Origin of the sequence: Galactobacter valiniphilus, from assembly GCF_003575975.1 — a bacterium.
Classification (GTDB): domain Bacteria; phylum Actinomycetota; class Actinomycetes; order Actinomycetales; family Micrococcaceae; genus Galactobacter; species Galactobacter valiniphilus.
The window spans coordinates 58,938-74,450 of record NZ_QQXK01000003.1; the positions used below are offsets into that span (position 1 = coordinate 58,938).

Consider the following 15,513-nt stretch of genomic DNA (forward strand, 5'->3'; position numbering starts at 1 on the left):
CTTTTTCCTGACGGCGTGAGCGTGATCCAATCCCGTCAAGAGGAACATCGCCCCATGCCATGAATGAGGATCCCCCCTTGGTGGAGTCAGCTCCTCGCGCCCACGAAGTGCGCCACCTCTGGCGGCGGCACAGCGTGGTGATCGTTGAGGGTCCGAGCGGCAGCGGCCGCTCCAGCACCGCGTTCGCCGCGGTATCAGCCGAAGTCGCGGAAGGCGGCCGTCACGGGCTGATCATTCAGGGCGCCCAGGGGCCGGACATCGACGACCTGCGGATGTGGATCGCGACGCGCGTGGCCGTGGCCCGCGCCTCCGGTTCGGGGCAGCAGCCCACCTTCGCCGTGGTTGACGATCTTCACCTGCTCGATGACGAAGCGTGGGGCCTGATCGAGCGCCTCTCCAAGGAACACGGGACCCGCTGGGTCATGACCGTCGCCATGGGCCGCGCCGAGACGCGCGTCGCGGCCCTGCTCGCGGCCGGCGCCGGCCACCTGCGCGTGAGCACGGTCAGCACCCAGGCGGCCAGGGACATCCTGGCCGAGACGTGGGGGCACGAGCCCTCGCCCGGCATGGTCGACGTCGTCTACGAGCTGACGGCCGGGCGTCCCGGGTGGATCCACAAGTGGGCCAAGGCCTCGGCCCATGTGCCGCCCGAGGCCAAGCTGGCTGGCCGCGGCGAGCTCGCCACCTACGAATGGAACGTCTTCCAGCGCACGGCGCGCGTCCTCGGTGAGGGCCTAGGGGTGGGCGTCGAGGCGCGCGCAGCCATGGAACGCCTGGGCCGGGGAGTCGAGACGCCCGCCGATGCGCGGCTCCTGCTCGAGCGCGGCGAGGCGATCGAGACTGACTACAGCCCGCGGCTCCTGATTGCCGTGCCCATCCTGCGCCGGCTCGTGGCGCACGATGCCGAGACCGCCCTGGCGGCCGCCGAGCACCCTGAGCCCGCCACGACGGCCGCCAGGCGCTGGCTCGAGATGTGCATGCCCGACGGCGCGCGACGCCGACTCGAGGGCCAGGCTTCGCCCGAGGCGCGGTTGCTGCGCCTCGAGGCTGCGGCGCTCCTGGGCGAGACCGCGGCCGGCCGCAACGAGCTCGCGAGCCTGCTGGGGGAGGGAGCGAGCTTCTCCGGGAACGATGCCCAGCGGCTTTTGGCACTGGCCCTGGCGGGGCTCAACCGCCCGGCGCTGGATCAGCTGCGCGAGGTGGAGCACGTCCCGGAGATCCTGGGGGCCATCTCCCTGGCCCGAGACGGCGACCTGGCCGGCGCCCAGCGCCTCGCCGACGTGGGGGCCGGCGCGGGGACCGAGCCCAACGCCCTGGGGCTGGCGCCGCTGCGCCGCGCCCTGGCGGCGTGGTATGCGGCACTCTCCGATGACACGGTGAGCGCCTACCGCCTCATGTTCGGAGCCACGCCGTCGAGCTACACGCCCCTCGAGGCGGTCTCGCCGCTCTGGGAGGCTCTGCTCGGCGACCTTCACGCGCTCACGTGCCTCGTGCTCGGGGAATGGAACCGCGTGGGCATGCGCCCGGAGCCGTTCCCGCGCCGCGCCAACACGTGGCTGCGTCACGACGCGGGCAGCTGGCCCATCGTGGCCGTGGCGATGGGCGTGGACCGCGGCCACGGGCGCCTCACGCGCTGCGTGTTTGCCGACAGCATCCACGGCATGGCCTGGCTCACCGCGTTCGCGCGGGTCGTGGCCGACGACGCGGAGCTCACGTCCCCGGCCACCCTGGCGCGCGTGAGGCGACCCGAGGAGCCCGGCCTCGCCAGGCTTTTGGGGGTGTGGCGTTCGCGCGCCGAAATGCTCCAGCGCGGCGCCGTCGTGCGAGGATCTGACGAGGAGGAGAAGGCGGTGACGTCCGCCGGATCCACGCTCGCCAGGGTGCAGCTCGCGCTGTGGAGTTCGGCCTCGCCCGGTCAGGCCGGGCGGTCCGTCGCCCGCGCGAACCTGGTCCGCCTCGGCGGCGTGTACGGACTTGACAGTTGGCTGTCACTCCCCGAGGAGGCCAGCCCGTCAGCGGTGATTCTGAGCCGCAGGGAGAAAGAGGTCTGCGTGGAGCTCGCGCACGGCTACACAGCGGCCGAGACGGCACAGCGCCTCGGCATCTCGCCGCGCACGGTGGAGAAGCATGCCGCCAACGCCTACAAGAAGCTTGATATCGCTTCGCGGCAAGAGCTGGCCGCCGCCCTGGGCATGAGCCTGGCCGGGGGCGGCGCGTGAGGGAGACCGGACTGCTCGCCGGCTGGACCGCGGGGGTGCGCCTGCCCGCGCCCCTGCTGAGCGCCGGCTGGTGGGCAGTCGACCCGCTCGGCGTGCTCGAACGCCACTGGCTGGCGCGGCTCGCGCGGCAGGGGATCGTGGTCGACCTCGATCACGCCGTCGCGGAGGCCGTGCTCGGCATCGCCGGCCCGGAGGTCGACCTCGCCCGTCTGCTCGCTGCTGAGGAGAGCAGCGGTGCCGGCGCGCGCATCATCTCCCTGCACGCCCAACTCGTGGGCCAGCACGGCTTCGTCACGTACTTCACGCGCCGTCCCCTCGCCCTGCGCCCCGCCGTGCGCGGATGGTTGGTGGCGGCGGCCCGCGCCGGCGGTGCCCAGGTGCTCGCCGTCGTGGGCGGCGAGGATGAGATGCCGGACGACTGGGGAGCGGGGGAGGAGTCCGCCCTCCATGAGCTGCCCTCACCCGTGGCCCGCGTGGGTGACGTCGTCAGCCTGGCTCCGTCCTCCGTGACGCAGGGTGTGCCGGTCTTGGCGCTCGCGGCCTTCCTGTCCTCCTGCGGCTATCGACTCGACGTCGCCGAGCTCGCGCTCGGGGCCTTCGAGGACGAGGAGGCCGCCCGTGTGGCGCTGCTGAACGGCACGGCCGCCCAGCGGTCCGCCGGTTCACCGCTGGACCGCGCCCTCCTGCGCCTGCTCGAATCGCTCAGCGAGCGCGAGCAGGCCTTGGCAACGCAGCTGGTGCACAGCGGCGAGGCCCTCCCCGTGTTCGGCTCCGACGTGGAGGCCATGGTGCGCCTGACCTCGCGCGGCCTCGCCGAGGCCCTCGGCGGGCGGGGAGGCCCGCGCGTGAGGGCAGCCAGCGAGCTGATGCGCACCGCCATCGAGGCGCACCTGCTGGAGCCGCGCGAGGCGCCCCACGCGCTGCCGTCCAGCCCCGGGGCCTGGGAGGAACAGCTCCTGCGGCTCGATCGCGCGAACGAGGCCATGGACGCCGTGGCCGGGCGGCTGCCGGCCCAACGCCTCATTCAGTTCCGTTCCGCGTGGGCGGAGGATCCGCTCGCCGACCTCGTGGTGGCGCTGGTCATGGAGCACCACTTCCTCCTGGGAGGGGCCACCGCTTGCCTGCGCCGAGCACGGGCCCTCTCGTTGCCCGGCCCGCTGGCCCGGGGCATGCTCGTGCGCGCCACCCTGGAGAGCGGAGAGATCTACCGCAGCGTGGCCTCCCTCGCCCAGCAGGAACTGGGGCGCGCGCCGCAGCACCGCGACGACGACCTGGTCCTTGACCTGGCCCCTGAGTCGGAGCTGCGCGAGCTCATGCGCGCTGGCCTGCGCGCTGGCGAGCGCGGGGACGTGCGCCGTCAGGCCGTGGCCCTCGGCCGCCTGGTCCGGCTCGTCCTGCGGCCCCTCGAGACGGAGGGGCGTGAACGGGCGGACGTGGCGCGCGAGGCCTACAAGCGCCGCCTCTTCCGGGTGATCGCCGGGCAGGGCATGCTCATGGCGCTCGGCGTGGGCGGGTACCGCTCCATGTTGGAGAGCGTGACGGACACCCTCGTGGCGGACGTGCGACCGTGGCTCGGCGCGCTGGCCGGCGTCAATGAGCTGGCGCTCGCCGTGGACGATGTGGCGCGCGGCTGGCACCGCGAGCTACGCGCTCGCTTCGAGCGCGCCATCAATCACTCGCGGGCCTGGCACCACGGGACGGTGGGCCGAGCCGCGTTTGTGCTGGCCACCGACACCTGGACGGGCGAGGCCGCGCTCGGCGAGGACACCGAGGGCGCCCTGTTCCGCGGCAAGCGGGACCTGCTCGCCACGTGGATGCGGGGCCTGAAGGGCGACTTCACGGCGATCGCCTCCCTGGCCGCGCTCCCGAGCGAGGGCGAGGACGCGCGCACCCGCTCGGCCGTGCTCTGGGCTCGGGCCGTGATGCAGACGGAGGAACCCGTGGCGGCCGCGGCGGCGCTCGCCGACGTGCACGAGGACATGCTCGTGATCTGGCTGGCCAATGTGGCCCTGATCCTGGACCCGGGACGGGCCCATCCCACTACCTCGGCGCTGCTCATGCAGGCCGGGCGCGGGCGCGCCGAGGCGGCCCGCAACTTCGAGGCCCTGCGCGTCCTCGTGGAGCCGTGCACGCTCACCGCACGCGAGATCGACATCGAGCGCGCGCGCCTGGCCGGCGAAGAGGTGGCCACGACGGCGGCGCGCCTGGGGATCAGCGAGCGCACGGTCGAAACGCACCGCTCCACCGCCAAGTTGAAGGCCGATCAGCTCGTCGCCCTGGGCTGGAATCCGGCCGATGCGCGGCGCTGGACCCTCGAGCTCGAGGACCTCCTCAAACCGAACGTTGTTGTGAATGACCATTCATGAAACACCTACTCAATGCCTCTACGTAGTTCTATAAAAAGTCCCGTGCCGACTACGTAGTTCGGCAAGAAGACCCGCTCCTAGCGTTATCGCTGTCATCGAAGGAGCTCCCATGCTTCGTCCCTCCGGGGCTCCTCAGCGTCATTTGCGAAGGAGCCCCTCGTGCGCGTCAGAAGAACTTTGCGACCGGGAACGGCATGGGCCGCGGCCGCCGCCCTGATCGTGGCGCCGCTCGTGGTGGCCCCGATCGTCTCCGCGGCCGCGCCGGGTACGGACGACGCGCCCGCGGCGGTGGCCGCAGCGGCGCCCGCCGCCCAGGAGCAGGCCGCACCCGTTGTCGCCGATGAGGCGCAGCCCGCCGCCGCGGCGCCGGCACCCGCAGCCCAGGAGGCCCCGGCCGCCGACGAGCCGGCGGAGGCATCGCAGCCGGCCACGCAGGAGGCTCCGGCCACGCGGGAGGCTCCGGCCTCCGACACCGCTGCTGTCGCACCCGCGTCCCCCGCGAGCGACGAGCCGAGCACCCCCGCCGCCGAATCGAGCAGCTCGTCCGCGGCGGCGCCTGCCTCCTCGAAGGCCGGCGCGCAGCGCGCCGCGGCTCCCGCGAGCGAAGCCGCCCCGAACGAGGAAGCCGCGAGCGAGCCGGTTGCGGCCGCCGCAGCGATCACCCCGCTCGCCGCCGGGGACCGGGGCACCGTCACGGTGCGTGTGCTGCTCGATCGCAACGGGTCGAGCACCGAGGCGGCCACGGGCTACGCGGGGGCCACCGTGGAGCTCGTCGCCAAGACGCGTTCACGTGCATATTGGTACGACTTCTGGAGCAACTGGAGCGCCTCGAGTGTGCGGGCGACGTGCGTCTCGACGTCGACCGGTCTGTGCTCGCTCGACGTCGCCCCGGTGACCTACCTCTTTCAGTACTCAGAGGTGAGCGTCAACCTCGTCTCCACCGGTGCCGGCGTCACGCGGCTGAGCCAGGTGGGCACCGGTTCATCCGGTGGCTCGCTCACCACCGTCGACGTGATCAACCTCGACGGCGACAAGATGCCGAAGGCCAACAAGACGGCCAAGGCCGAGGACATCACGAGCGACTCGACGAACAACCCCCGCGCCGTGTTCAGTGTGGTGCGCAACAACCCGAGCCTGAGCGGCAAATGCGGCCTCAAGCTCGGCCTGCTCATGGACGTCTCGGGCTCCATTGCCGACTCCACGGACGGTGTGAAGAACCTCAAGAATGCCGCGAAGGCCTTCGTCTCCGCGCTCCAGGGCACCCCCTCACAGGTCCTCATCCGCAACTTTGCCGACAGTTCCCCGGCCGTTGAGAGCGCCGAGGTGGGAACGCTCACCTCCGTCGCGACCCAGGGCGGCGTCACCACGCTCAACAACGCCATCGACCAGCTCAACAACAGCAACGTCACGGGCGCTACCAACTGGGATGCGGGCCTCTACCGCATGCGCAACGCCGGCCTCGACGCCGTGGTCATCGTGACCGACGGCGTGCCGACCTACCGCATGAGGGGCAACTCAACGAGCGGTCCGGGCAACTCGGCCACCGCCGACGTGGTCCAGCACGCCAATTGGTCGGCCAACGCCGTCAAGGCCGGCCCACAGAGCATCATCGCGGTGGGCGTGGGCAGCGACTTTGCCAAACTGGGCGCGGACCTGAACCTCAAGCTGCTGGCCGCGGGCCAGGTCTACAAGGCCAGCGACCTGGGCGCGCTCAAGAGCACGTTGACCTCCCTGGCCCAGCAGAACTGCAAGGGCACGGTCAACATCGTCAAGCGAGTCACCGCCAGCGGGACCACCACGGAAGCCGCTTCCACCCCCGGGGTCGGCTTCACCTTCAAGCAGAACGACGCAGGGGCCAAGGCAACGGACAACAACGGCGCGGTGAGCTTCGACGTGACGAGCAGCGCGGCCCAGAAGTTCACTGAGGTGGCGCAGCCCGACTACGAGATCGTGCCGCAGAACGGCAAGCCAGCCTCGTGCACGGCGGATGGTGCCTCCGTCACGGTGAACGCCGTGGCCGGGGATGCAAACTCCTTCACGGTGGCCGGGTCCACCACCAAGACCATCACCTGCGTTGTCTACAACAAGCCCAAGCCCAAGGACACCTCGCTCACGATCAAGCACGCGTGGGTCGATGAGAACGGCGCGGCTATCCCGGCCGCGGACCTCAGCGACATTGTGGCGAACGACGGCAACCCCGCGCTCAAGGTCAACACGGGTACGGCGGCCGCCGCGACGTACGGCGCCACGGTCAGCACGTGGTCCGGCTCGGCGCTCAAGGCCGGGGATACGGCCACGGTGACCGTGGGGACGGCCCCGAGCCTCAAGAGCGCCTACACGGGCAGTTGCACGGTGCAGTCCGTGGCGGTCACTCCCTCCGGTGCGACGGCGCTCGTGGCGGCAGCCGCTGACAACGCCTTCCTCGTGACGCACACCTTGAAGTGCACCACGCAGCTCACGCTCATCAAGCAGGTCGAAACGACCACCGACGTGCCGGCAGCGGCCACGTTGTGGGATCTCACGGTGACTGGCAAGGGCACGGGCAAGACCGGTACGAGCTACCCGGTGACCCCGGGTGTCGCCTACGGCATCTCCGAGTCCGGCGGGCCCAGCAACCTGGCGGCCAACACCAACTTCGAGCTCACCAATGTCGTCTGCTCGAACGGCAGCTACGACGCAGGCACCCAGAAGGTCACGGTGTCACGCGGCAAGAGCGCCAACTGCACGTTCACCAACAGCCTCCTCCGGCTTGAGGTGACGAAGACGGCCTACGCCGGCACCCCCGATCCGCTCAGCAACGGGACGGAACTGGCCAGCGGCAGTCCCATCTTCACGGGCCAGTACACCTGGCTCTTCACGATCAAGAACACCGGCAAAGCGCCCATCAAGCTCACCTCGGTGTCCGATCCTCAGCTCGGCAACGTCGCCGTCACCTGTTCAACGAACAAGTCGGCAGCGCTCGCCACCTGGGGTGCCTTCTCCGGGAACTCCGTGCTCCCGACCGGCGGCACCTACTACTGCAAGGCCACGGGCGCGGTCACCCGCTGATCTCACCCGCACCTCCCACCGCCCGGCCCGGATGGTCGGAACACCCCACCCTGTCGCGCTCGCGACCACTCCACAAGGAGACATCATGAAGAAGAACACCCAGGTTGTTCTGGCCGGTGCCGTTGCCCTTGGCCTCGCCGCAGGCGGCGGAACGTTCGCCCTCTGGAACTCCACGGCCACCCTCAACGGTGGCGGCGTCACCACCGGCAAGCTCGCGGTCGCCGCTGGCGCCGTGAGCTACACCGACGCCTCGCCGGACGCTGCCAACACCACGTGGCTCTCGACCTACCGCATCGTTCCGGGCGACACCGTGATCAGCAAGCAGGACGTCACCGTGACGCTGGTGGGCAAGAACCTCAAGGCCGATCTGTCGCTCGTGAACGCCACGGGCAACATCCTGGACATCCCGGCGGCCCTTGCCTCCGATCTCACGGTCACCTACGCGGCCGTCCCCGCCGGAACCACCCCGGTGGCCGGCGACTACCACCCGGCCGCGGGTGCCACCACGCTCAACCTGAAGTCGGGCCTGACGCCGGCTGCCACCGACACCGCCGTGTACACGGTCTACGTGAAGTACGCCTTCGCGAAGGCCGCCGGCAACCTCGACCCGAACACGACCGCCACCCAGCTGGACCAGACGGCCAAGCTCATCGACACGACTCAGGTTTCCCTGACTCAGGTCCGCTAGGCGACAACGCGTCGTCGCACCCACTGCATCACCCTCCGGTGCCCGCCCTGCGGGGCGGGCACCGGGCCCGAAAGGAGACACCGTGAAGACCAGAAGCGTCGTCACCACCACAGCGGTCCTGGCCGGCGCCACGGCGCTGGGCATCGCCGCCGGAAGTGCCACGTTCGCCCTCTGGAAGACGGACACCTCGATCAAGAGTTCCGTCACCACGGGCCAGTTCTCCCTGCAGGTGCAGGACGGCAACGGAGGCGGCACCCCCTCCTCCTGGGCGGCGGCGAGCTACGGCACCATCGGCTTTAACGTCAACGCCGCCACCCCGGCCGGCAACCGCCCGGCCGATCCGCTGGCGGCCCTGGATTCCGGGGCGCCGCAGGCCTACCCGATCAAGGTGGACTCCTCGGCCTGGGGTCGCTTCGGGCTCGCCTTCGACCTCAAGGGGCTGAGCACGAGCTACACGGGTGCCGGCAATGCGGACACCGCCCTCATCGCGGCCTCCAAGGTGGTCATCTCCACCGTCAGCTCGAGCGCCGCATGCACCCCGAGCTACGTTCCCAGCTCGGCGGCCACGATCTACTCCGGACCGCTCAGCGACGCAGCCACTCTGCCGAGCAATCCGGTCCAGGGAGTGCAGGGCAATCCGGCCGCGAGCGCCTCGGACACCAAGTACGTCTGCCTGCAGTTCAGCGTCCCCGGCTCCTCGACCCCGTACACCAACGAGGTCACGGTCAACGGTGAAGGTACGGGCCTCTCGCAGAGCACCGTCAAGGCCACGGATACCTGGACGAGCGGCGGCGGCGTCGGCTTCACCGCGGCGCAGCGCTCCTTCTCCTTGCAGCTCAAGGTGGCCCCCACCCTGAACCGGGCCACGCCGTGAACCTCCTGGGCAAGGCGTTCGGCCTCCTCGTGACCGCCGCGCTGCTCGGCGTCTTCGGTCTCGTCGTCGCCGTGCCCCTGGCCACCGGGGCCACGACCCTGACCGTTCTGACGGGGTCGATGGAACCCACGATTGCCCCGGGCGCGCTCGTGGCAGTCAAGCCCGTGCAACCCTCCGAAATCCAGGTCGGCGACATCGTCACCTTCCGCCCGGACAGCGGCTCAGAGGACCTCATCACCCACCGCGTGGTGGCCATCCACGTCGGAGCACAGGGCACCCAGTGGGTCACGCGCGGCGACGCAAACAACACGGACGACCCGCCGATCACGGCGGAGCAGATCCGCGGCACGGTCAGCTATTCGCTGCCCTACCTCGGCTATGCGCGCCAATGGCTTAACGCCGCAGGACCCGCCCCGCTCGTCGGCCTCGCCGTCGTGATCGTTATTGCGGCGCTGTGGCCGCTCATCATCCGCCGGCGCGGTGACGCCGCACCGAACGCCGAAGCGGCGGTCGACGCGCAGCCCGGCACTCGTATCCCTGACCTGAGAGGTGCATCATCATGAACCGCCAGCTACGCCGTGTCTTCGCGGCAGGAGCGCTCGCCGTGCTGCTGGCTGCAGGTGCAGCGGCACCGGCCGGTGCCGACACCACCATCGAGGTGGCTCCCGAGGTCAGTTGGGACGGCGAAGCGGGTACCTGGTCGCAGGAGATCGACGAGCCCATGTTCTCGGTCTCCAACATGGTGCCGTGCAACACCGAGGTCCGCTCGGCCCTCGTGCGCAACGGTGGAACCCGCGAGGCGCACCTCACGGTGACCCTGCAGAACGCCCAGCTGGCCGAGGGGCGCAGCGCGAGCGACCCCTTCTACCAGCAGATTCACCTGCAGATGTTCAAGGGCACCTCCTCCGACCTCGAGGTGGATGACACCATCCCGAACCTCGTGGGGCGCGACATCGTGCTCTTCGATGGGGACGTCGCCGCGGGCCAGGAGGTCCCGGTTCGCGCCCAGTACGCCTGGATGTACGGAAATGCCTGCGGCGTGGATCCGGATAACGCGGCCAACGGTGCCGAGGGGCCGTGGATGGACTTCAAGATCGTCGCCACGATGCGCTACGTCATCGACAGCACCCCGCCGCCCTCCACCACGGCGGCCCCGACGAGCACGCCGGCCCCGAGCGACACCGTGATTCCGCCCACGACCGTCACGGTAACCACCACCGCGACCGACGGCATCGACGCTGGCGTCAAGAGCAGCACCCCCCCGGCCGGAGGCGGCGGGGGAGACCTTCCCTCGACGGGCCTCGGGACGCCCGTCATGGCGCTGGGCCTGACCGGGCTCGTGCTGCTGGCCCTTGGACTGCCGCTCATCCTGCGCCGCCGCAAGGGCAAGCGCAGCCACGCCTGATCCACCCACCCGGCCCCACGCCGTCGTGCACCAGCGCGGCAACAGCCAAGGCCACCCACCCGCGTACCCGCCCTTCACCTGGGGCGGGTACACCCCAGAAACGCGCGGGCCATACCTCGAATGGGAGCGAGGTATGGCCCGCGTCTCTTCGCCTTGGAACCCGCGGGGTTCTTCGGCTACCATTGATAGTTGTTGTGCGCGTGTGCTTTCGACACCACCCGCTTCGCGTGACGGCCCGGTTGCAGGGCCACTGGTCTGCGAGCGGAGCGAGAGCCTCAGCTGTTGAGCGGAAAAGTCCTCACCTGGACCGTTCCTCCTGTGCACAGCAACACCACGGCGCCCGCGCCGGGCGGTTCTCACGCCCACCTCGGTGCCGGACGTCTGACCAGTCAAGTAAACGAAGGCATACATACAGTGCGTACGTACACCCCGAAGGCCGACGACGCCGATCGTCAGTGGCACGTCATCGACGCCACCGACGTCGTCCTCGGTCGCCTCGCCACCCAGACCGCAACCCTGCTGCGTGGCAAGCACAAGCCGACTTTCGCCCCCCACGTGGACATGGGCGACTTTGTCATCATCATCAACGCCGAGAAGGTTGCCCTCACCGGCGCCAAGCTCGAGAACAAGCGCGCCTACCGCCACACGGGCTTCCCGGGTGGCCTGCGCTCCGTGAACTACGCCGAGCTGCTCGAGAAGAACCCCGTTCTCGCCGTGCAGAAGGCCGTTCGTGGCATGCTCCCGAAGAATTCGCTCGCCGCTCAGCAGCTGACGAAGCTCAAGGTGTTCCGCGGTGCCGAGCACCCGCACGCCGCTCAGCAGCCGAAGCCCTACGAGATCTCGCAGGTCTCCCAGTAATTCTGGGCCAACGAGTAGAAACTTCTAAAGGAGAAATCATGGCTCAGAACGAAGAGCTTCTGGAGGCCGAGGCCCCCTCGACCTACACCACCGAGTCGTCCGCTTCGGTTGAGGGCGGTGCCCCCGCCGTGGAGCGCAACCTCACCGTCGGCGGCAACGCCACCGGCCGCCGCAAGGAGGCCATCGCTCGCGTGCGCCTCGTGCCGGGCAAGGGTGAGTGGACCATCAACGGTCGCGCCCTGGCCGAGTACTTCCCGAACAAGCTGCACCAGCAGGAGGTCAATGACCCCTTCAAGCTGCTGGAGCTCGAGGGTGCGTACGACGTCACCGCTCGCATCAACGGCGGTGGCCCCTCCGGCCAGGCCGGCGCCCTGCGCCTCGGCATCGCCCGCGCGCTGAACGAGATCGACCGCGAGAACAACCGCCCGGCCCTGAAGAAGGCCGGCTTCCTGACTCGTGACGCTCGCGTCATCGAGCGCAAGAAGGCTGGTCTCAAGAAGGCCCGCAAGGCCCCGCAGTACTCCAAGCGCTGATCCAGCGTTGTCGGCCTCGTGCCGGCATGGAAGGAAGGCCCCGCACCTCTTCGGTGCGGGGCCTTCCTGCGTTCTTGGGCTCTCTCTGCTGACTCCCCGGTGCTTGCACTTTTCCCCGGTGGATACACGGGGAAAAGTGCAAGCACCGGGGAAACTCGCGGGCCTCAGGCGGGCGTGACGTCCCACGTGAGCCCCAGCTCCCCGTCGCCGAGGGCACGGGAGAGGTGCAGCCAGGCCACGGTGGTGCCGGGGGTGGCGGTCCGGGGATCCCCGGTTGGGCGGCCGTCGGCCACCCAGCGCGGGTGCAGCACGACGTCGCGCGTTCCGTCCCAGCGCGCCGTCGCCGAGAGCGTGATGAGGTCCGCCGGGCTGGGGGTGGCGCTGGCCGGGGCCAGGTTGGCGGCCAGGTCAGCGCGCGTCGCGACGATCTGCGTGGCCGTCGCGCCCTTCTCCTTGCCCTCGCTCGCCGGGGCCGTGATGGCCTCGCCGGAGAGGAAGAGGTGTTCGTCCTTGAGCTCCCAGCGCTCCGGCGGAGCCGGCGTGATGGAGCGGGGTACCACGCGGGTGTGCAGGGCGCCGTGGGGCGTGTCCTCGCGGGCTTCGGCGGCCCAGGCCTCCGAGTCGAGGCCGGGCAAGGCGAGCACGGCCTCAGCCGCCGCACCGGCCGCGGGCGCGGACCCGGTCGGCCGGGCGGCCGCGGCCTCGAGTTGGGCCCGGGGGACGCGAACGAACGCGAGCTCCTCGTAGGCGCCGCGTTCGAACAGGACTCCCGCGTCGCCGCCGGTCAGCTCCACGAGCGTCGAATAGCCGGAGGCACCCGGGCACAGCTGCGCCGAGCCGCCCCAGGTCACGGCACCGTCGGCGCCGGCCACGCCCACCGTGAGCACGGTGTCGCAGCGCAGCCACGGGTGTTGATTGTGCGAGACGACGACCAGGCCGTCGACGCTCAGCACCGAGCCGTTGTCGGAGGGGTCCGGTAGCTCGGGGACGGCCGCCGGCCGGCCAAACGTCAGGCCGCCGTCCGTGGACACGGACCACAGCCGGTGCGGCGTGGCCCGCGAGCAGGACACCACGGTCCCGTCCGGCAGCTCCGCGAGCGAGTGCTCATTCGTGTGCACGCCGCCCGCGGTGGGGGAGAAGGGCTCGCTCAGCCTCCACGTGGCGCCGTGGTCGTCGCTCGCGGCCACGGCCGAGGCGATGACGCCGGGCGTGCCGTCGACCGGATCGGTCATGACCACAAACGGCTGCAGCAGGCGCCCGGCGTGCGGGCCGCGGCGCAGGGCGAGCCCCGAGCCGGAGGCGGGGAAGAGCGAGCGGATCCCCGGGCGCTTGAGCTGCGCCGTGAGCCGGCGGTGCTCCCACGTGAGCCCGTCGTCGAGGGACACGCTCAGATCGCAGTGCTGGGTCCGCTCGAGCCCGGCCTCCGACTCAAAGAAGCCCCACCGGGTGGTGGTCACGTGCCAGCAGAGGACGGCGCCCGTGGCCGGGTCCTGCAGCAGCGCGGCGTCGCCGAAGCCCTCGAGCCCCGCGCCGATGCGCAGCGGCTCCCACGGCTCCCAGGTGGCGCCCTCGTCCGCGCTGCGGCGGATCACGAGGTCGATGGGGGAGGGCAGATCATCCAGCAGCGGGCGGGCGTCGGACACCGCCAGCAGGGTGCCTGCCCCCGTGCGCAGCAGGGCCGGGATGCGGAACTGCCGATAGCCGAGGTCCCCGCGGCGGGCCAGGACGACGGCGGCCGCGGTGGCGGCGTCCGCGCTCATCGGCGCAGCTCGGCGTCGAACCAGGAGGTGATGGAGCTCGGGTGCGTGATCGCGGTGCCGACCACCACGGCGAAGGCTCCGGCCTCGCGCGCGGCGCGGGCGTGTGCCGGCGTGTGGATGCGGCCCTCGGCGATGAGCGGGCGCTCCAGGCCCGCCGCCGCGATCTGGGCGATGAGCTCGAGGTCGGGGCCCTCGGTCTTGGGGCGCTCGCCGCTGTATCCGGCCAGCGTGGTGCCGATGAGGTCGGCGCCCGCCTCGGCGGCCGCGAGCGCGTCGTCGAGCGAGCCGCAATCGGCCATGACCAGCGCTCCGCTGCCGGCGTGCACGCCGGCGATCGTCTCGGCGAGGCTGCGCCCGTCCGGGCGCTCGCGGCGCGTGCCGTCCAGCGCCACGATGTGGGCGCCGGCCTGCGCCACGGCGAGGGCGTGGTGCAACGTGGGCGTGATGAAGACGCCGTCGTGCCCGTCCTTGAACAGGCCGATCACGGGCACCTCCACGGCGCTGCGCGTGAACTGCACATCGGCGAGGCCCTGCACACGCACGGCGACGGCGCCGCCCACCACGGAGGCGGCGGCGACCTGCGCCATGGTGCGCGGATCGCGCATGGCCTCGCCCGGGTAGGCCTGGGCCGAGACGATGAGTCCGCCTTCGAGGGCGGCGAGCTGGGGCTGGGCGAGCAGCATGGGGTTCCTTTCGGGTGCCCTTGGAAGAAGGGCGGTGGGCGCCACGGGCGCCGGGTACTGAAGTGAGGGAAAGTGCCCGACGCCGCCCGCCTCGGCTGAGGCGGACGGCGTCGGGTGGGGCGTCAGGCGGGTGGGGTCCCGCGCAACAGCAGGGAAGCGGCCCCGAGGGTCGCGGCGTCGCCGCCGAGCGAGGCCTTCACCGGCACGGCAGCGCGGACGGCGGGCAGGGCCGCGGCGCGATAGGCGCGCAGCACCGGATCCCACCACGTGGGCCCGGCGTCCGCGAGGCCGCCCGAGACCACCAAGCGGTGCGGGTCGAGGGCGTTCGCCAGGCCGGCCAGACCCTCGCCGGCCGCGGTCGCGGCGGCCTGCACCACGCGCGAGGCGAGCGCCTCGCCGGCGCCGGCCCGCGCGATCACCTCGGGGGTGTCGACGGCGGCGCCGCCCAGGCGGGCGTACCGGGCTGCCAGCGCCGGCCCCGCCGCGATCGCCTCGAGGTGGCCCGTGGCACCGCACGAGCACGGCAGCCCGGCGGCCTGCACGCTGGGGACGTGCCCCACGTGCCCACCCACGTGGTGGCCGCCCGTCAGGGGCACGCCGTCCACGAGGAAGGAACCGCCGACGCCCGTGCCGAAGGCCACGAGCAGGGCGGTCGGCGCGCCCGCAGCCGCGCCGAGCCAGGCCTCGCCCAGCCCGTGCGCGTGGACGTCGTTGACGGCCTCGATGCGCGGTGAGCCGCCCACCCAAGCCGCCGGCGCGACGTCGTGCAGGGCCTCGCTGAGGCCCGGGCGAAGCCGGGTGCCGGTCCAACCGGGCAGGGTGTCGGTCGCGGCGACGACGCTGGCCGAGGCCGGGTCGATCGTCCCCGCGGCGCCGAGGCCCAGGCCGAGCACGGGGCCGGGGGCCTGCGCGAGCAGCTCCCTGACCACGTCGGCGATGGTGCCCAGAACGGCGCGCGCGCCGCGCGCGGCCGGGGTGGCCGCGCGGGCGCGCGCGAGAACGGTTCCGTCGCCGGTGATCAGCGCCCCGGCGGTCTTGGTGCCGCCGAGGTCGAGTCCCAGAGCGAGAGGGGCGTTCAT

Annotated in this window: 12 protein-coding genes; 9 read left to right on the plus strand and 3 right to left on the minus strand. The window is 71.5% G+C overall.

The genetic code is table 11. The features are described 5' to 3' along the window. Positions 1 to 59 precede the first annotated feature (59 nt). The 9 genes from DWB68_RS02065 (at position 60) to rpsI (ending at position 11,991) form a co-directional block, all read left to right on the plus strand. Positions 60 to 2,219, plus strand: a complete 2,160-nt coding sequence (locus DWB68_RS02065) for a helix-turn-helix transcriptional regulator (protein ID WP_147391547.1) — start codon at positions 60 to 62, stop codon at positions 2,217 to 2,219. Next, complete coding sequence (locus DWB68_RS02070; RefSeq protein ID WP_147391548.1) at positions 2,216 to 4,585, plus strand: LuxR C-terminal-related transcriptional regulator; 2,370 nt, start codon at positions 2,216 to 2,218, stop codon at positions 4,583 to 4,585. The genes DWB68_RS02065 and DWB68_RS02070 overlap by 4 nt, the downstream gene beginning before the upstream one ends. Before the next feature lie 159 nt (positions 4,586 to 4,744). Further along, positions 4,745 to 7,633 carry a vWA domain-containing protein gene (locus tag DWB68_RS02075; RefSeq protein WP_147391549.1) on the plus strand — a complete coding sequence of 963 codons (2,889 nt, stop codon included), beginning with the start codon at positions 4,745 to 4,747 and terminating at the stop codon, positions 7,631 to 7,633. A gap of 85 nt (positions 7,634 to 7,718) precedes the next feature. Next, on the plus strand, positions 7,719 to 8,321 hold the full coding sequence (locus DWB68_RS02080; RefSeq protein WP_158588176.1) for an alternate-type signal peptide domain-containing protein: 603 nt from the start codon (positions 7,719 to 7,721) through the stop codon (positions 8,319 to 8,321). A gap of 82 nt (positions 8,322 to 8,403) precedes the next feature. Next, complete coding sequence (locus DWB68_RS02085) at positions 8,404 to 9,195, plus strand: hypothetical protein (RefSeq protein WP_119423487.1); 792 nt, start codon at positions 8,404 to 8,406, stop codon at positions 9,193 to 9,195. Next, positions 9,192 to 9,758, plus strand: coding sequence for a signal peptidase I (locus tag DWB68_RS02090; RefSeq protein WP_158588177.1), 567 nt, complete (start codon positions 9,192 to 9,194; stop codon positions 9,756 to 9,758). The genes DWB68_RS02085 and DWB68_RS02090 overlap by 4 nt, the downstream gene beginning before the upstream one ends. Then, the gene (locus DWB68_RS02095; protein ID WP_147391550.1) at positions 9,755 to 10,600 is read left to right on the plus strand and encodes an LPXTG cell wall anchor domain-containing protein; all 846 of its coding nucleotides are present in this window, start codon (positions 9,755 to 9,757) and stop codon (positions 10,598 to 10,600) included. Before DWB68_RS02090 ends, DWB68_RS02095 begins: the two co-directional genes overlap by 4 nt. A gap of 414 nt (positions 10,601 to 11,014) precedes the next feature. Next, the gene (gene rplM, locus DWB68_RS02100; RefSeq protein WP_119423490.1) at positions 11,015 to 11,458 is read left to right on the plus strand and encodes a 50S ribosomal protein L13; all 444 of its coding nucleotides are present in this window, start codon (positions 11,015 to 11,017) and stop codon (positions 11,456 to 11,458) included. Between the two features lie 38 nt (positions 11,459 to 11,496). Next, the gene (gene rpsI / locus DWB68_RS02105; RefSeq protein ID WP_119423491.1) at positions 11,497 to 11,991 is read left to right on the plus strand and encodes a 30S ribosomal protein S9; all 495 of its coding nucleotides are present in this window, start codon (positions 11,497 to 11,499) and stop codon (positions 11,989 to 11,991) included. 164 nt (positions 11,992 to 12,155) lie between these two features. Here rpsI and DWB68_RS02110 read toward each other — a convergent pair whose 3' ends face one another. From DWB68_RS02110 to DWB68_RS02120, 3 genes are all read right to left on the minus strand, one after another. Then, positions 12,156 to 13,751, minus strand: a complete 1,596-nt coding sequence (locus DWB68_RS02110; protein ID WP_119423492.1) for a sialidase family protein — start codon at positions 13,749 to 13,751, stop codon at positions 12,156 to 12,158. Further along, a complete protein-coding gene (locus DWB68_RS02115) occupies positions 13,748 to 14,434 on the minus strand; it encodes an N-acetylmannosamine-6-phosphate 2-epimerase (RefSeq protein WP_119423493.1) in 687 nt (228 codons plus the stop codon). The genes DWB68_RS02110 and DWB68_RS02115 overlap by 4 nt, the downstream gene beginning before the upstream one ends. A gap of 122 nt (positions 14,435 to 14,556) precedes the next feature. Further along, positions 14,557 to 15,513 carry an ROK family protein gene (locus DWB68_RS02120; protein ID WP_119423494.1) on the minus strand — a complete coding sequence of 319 codons (957 nt, stop codon included), beginning with the start codon at positions 15,511 to 15,513 and terminating at the stop codon, positions 14,557 to 14,559.

What these genes read in the sequence shown, in the direction of transcription:
- DWB68_RS02065 (WP_147391547.1), top strand. Translation starts at nt 60, where the DNA reads ATGAATGAGGATCCCCCCTTGGTGGAGTCAGCTCCTCGCGCCCACGAA.
- DWB68_RS02080 (WP_158588176.1), top strand. Translation starts at nt 7,719, where the DNA reads ATGAAGAAGAACACCCAGGTTGTTCTGGCCGGTGCCGTTGCCCTTGGC.
- DWB68_RS02095 (WP_147391550.1), top strand. Translation starts at nt 9,755, where the DNA reads ATGAACCGCCAGCTACGCCGTGTCTTCGCGGCAGGAGCGCTCGCCGTG.
- rpsI (WP_119423491.1), top strand. Translation starts at nt 11,497, where the DNA reads ATGGCTCAGAACGAAGAGCTTCTGGAGGCCGAGGCCCCCTCGACCTAC.
- DWB68_RS02110 (WP_119423492.1), bottom strand. Translation starts at nt 13,751, where the DNA reads ATGAGCGCGGACGCCGCCACCGCGGCCGCCGTCGTCCTGGCCCGCCGC.
- DWB68_RS02115 (WP_119423493.1), bottom strand. Translation starts at nt 14,434, where the DNA reads ATGCTGCTCGCCCAGCCCCAGCTCGCCGCCCTCGAAGGCGGACTCATC.
- DWB68_RS02120 (WP_119423494.1), bottom strand. Translation starts at nt 15,513, where the DNA reads ATGAACGCCCCTCTCGCTCTGGGACTCGACCTCGGCGGCACCAAGACC.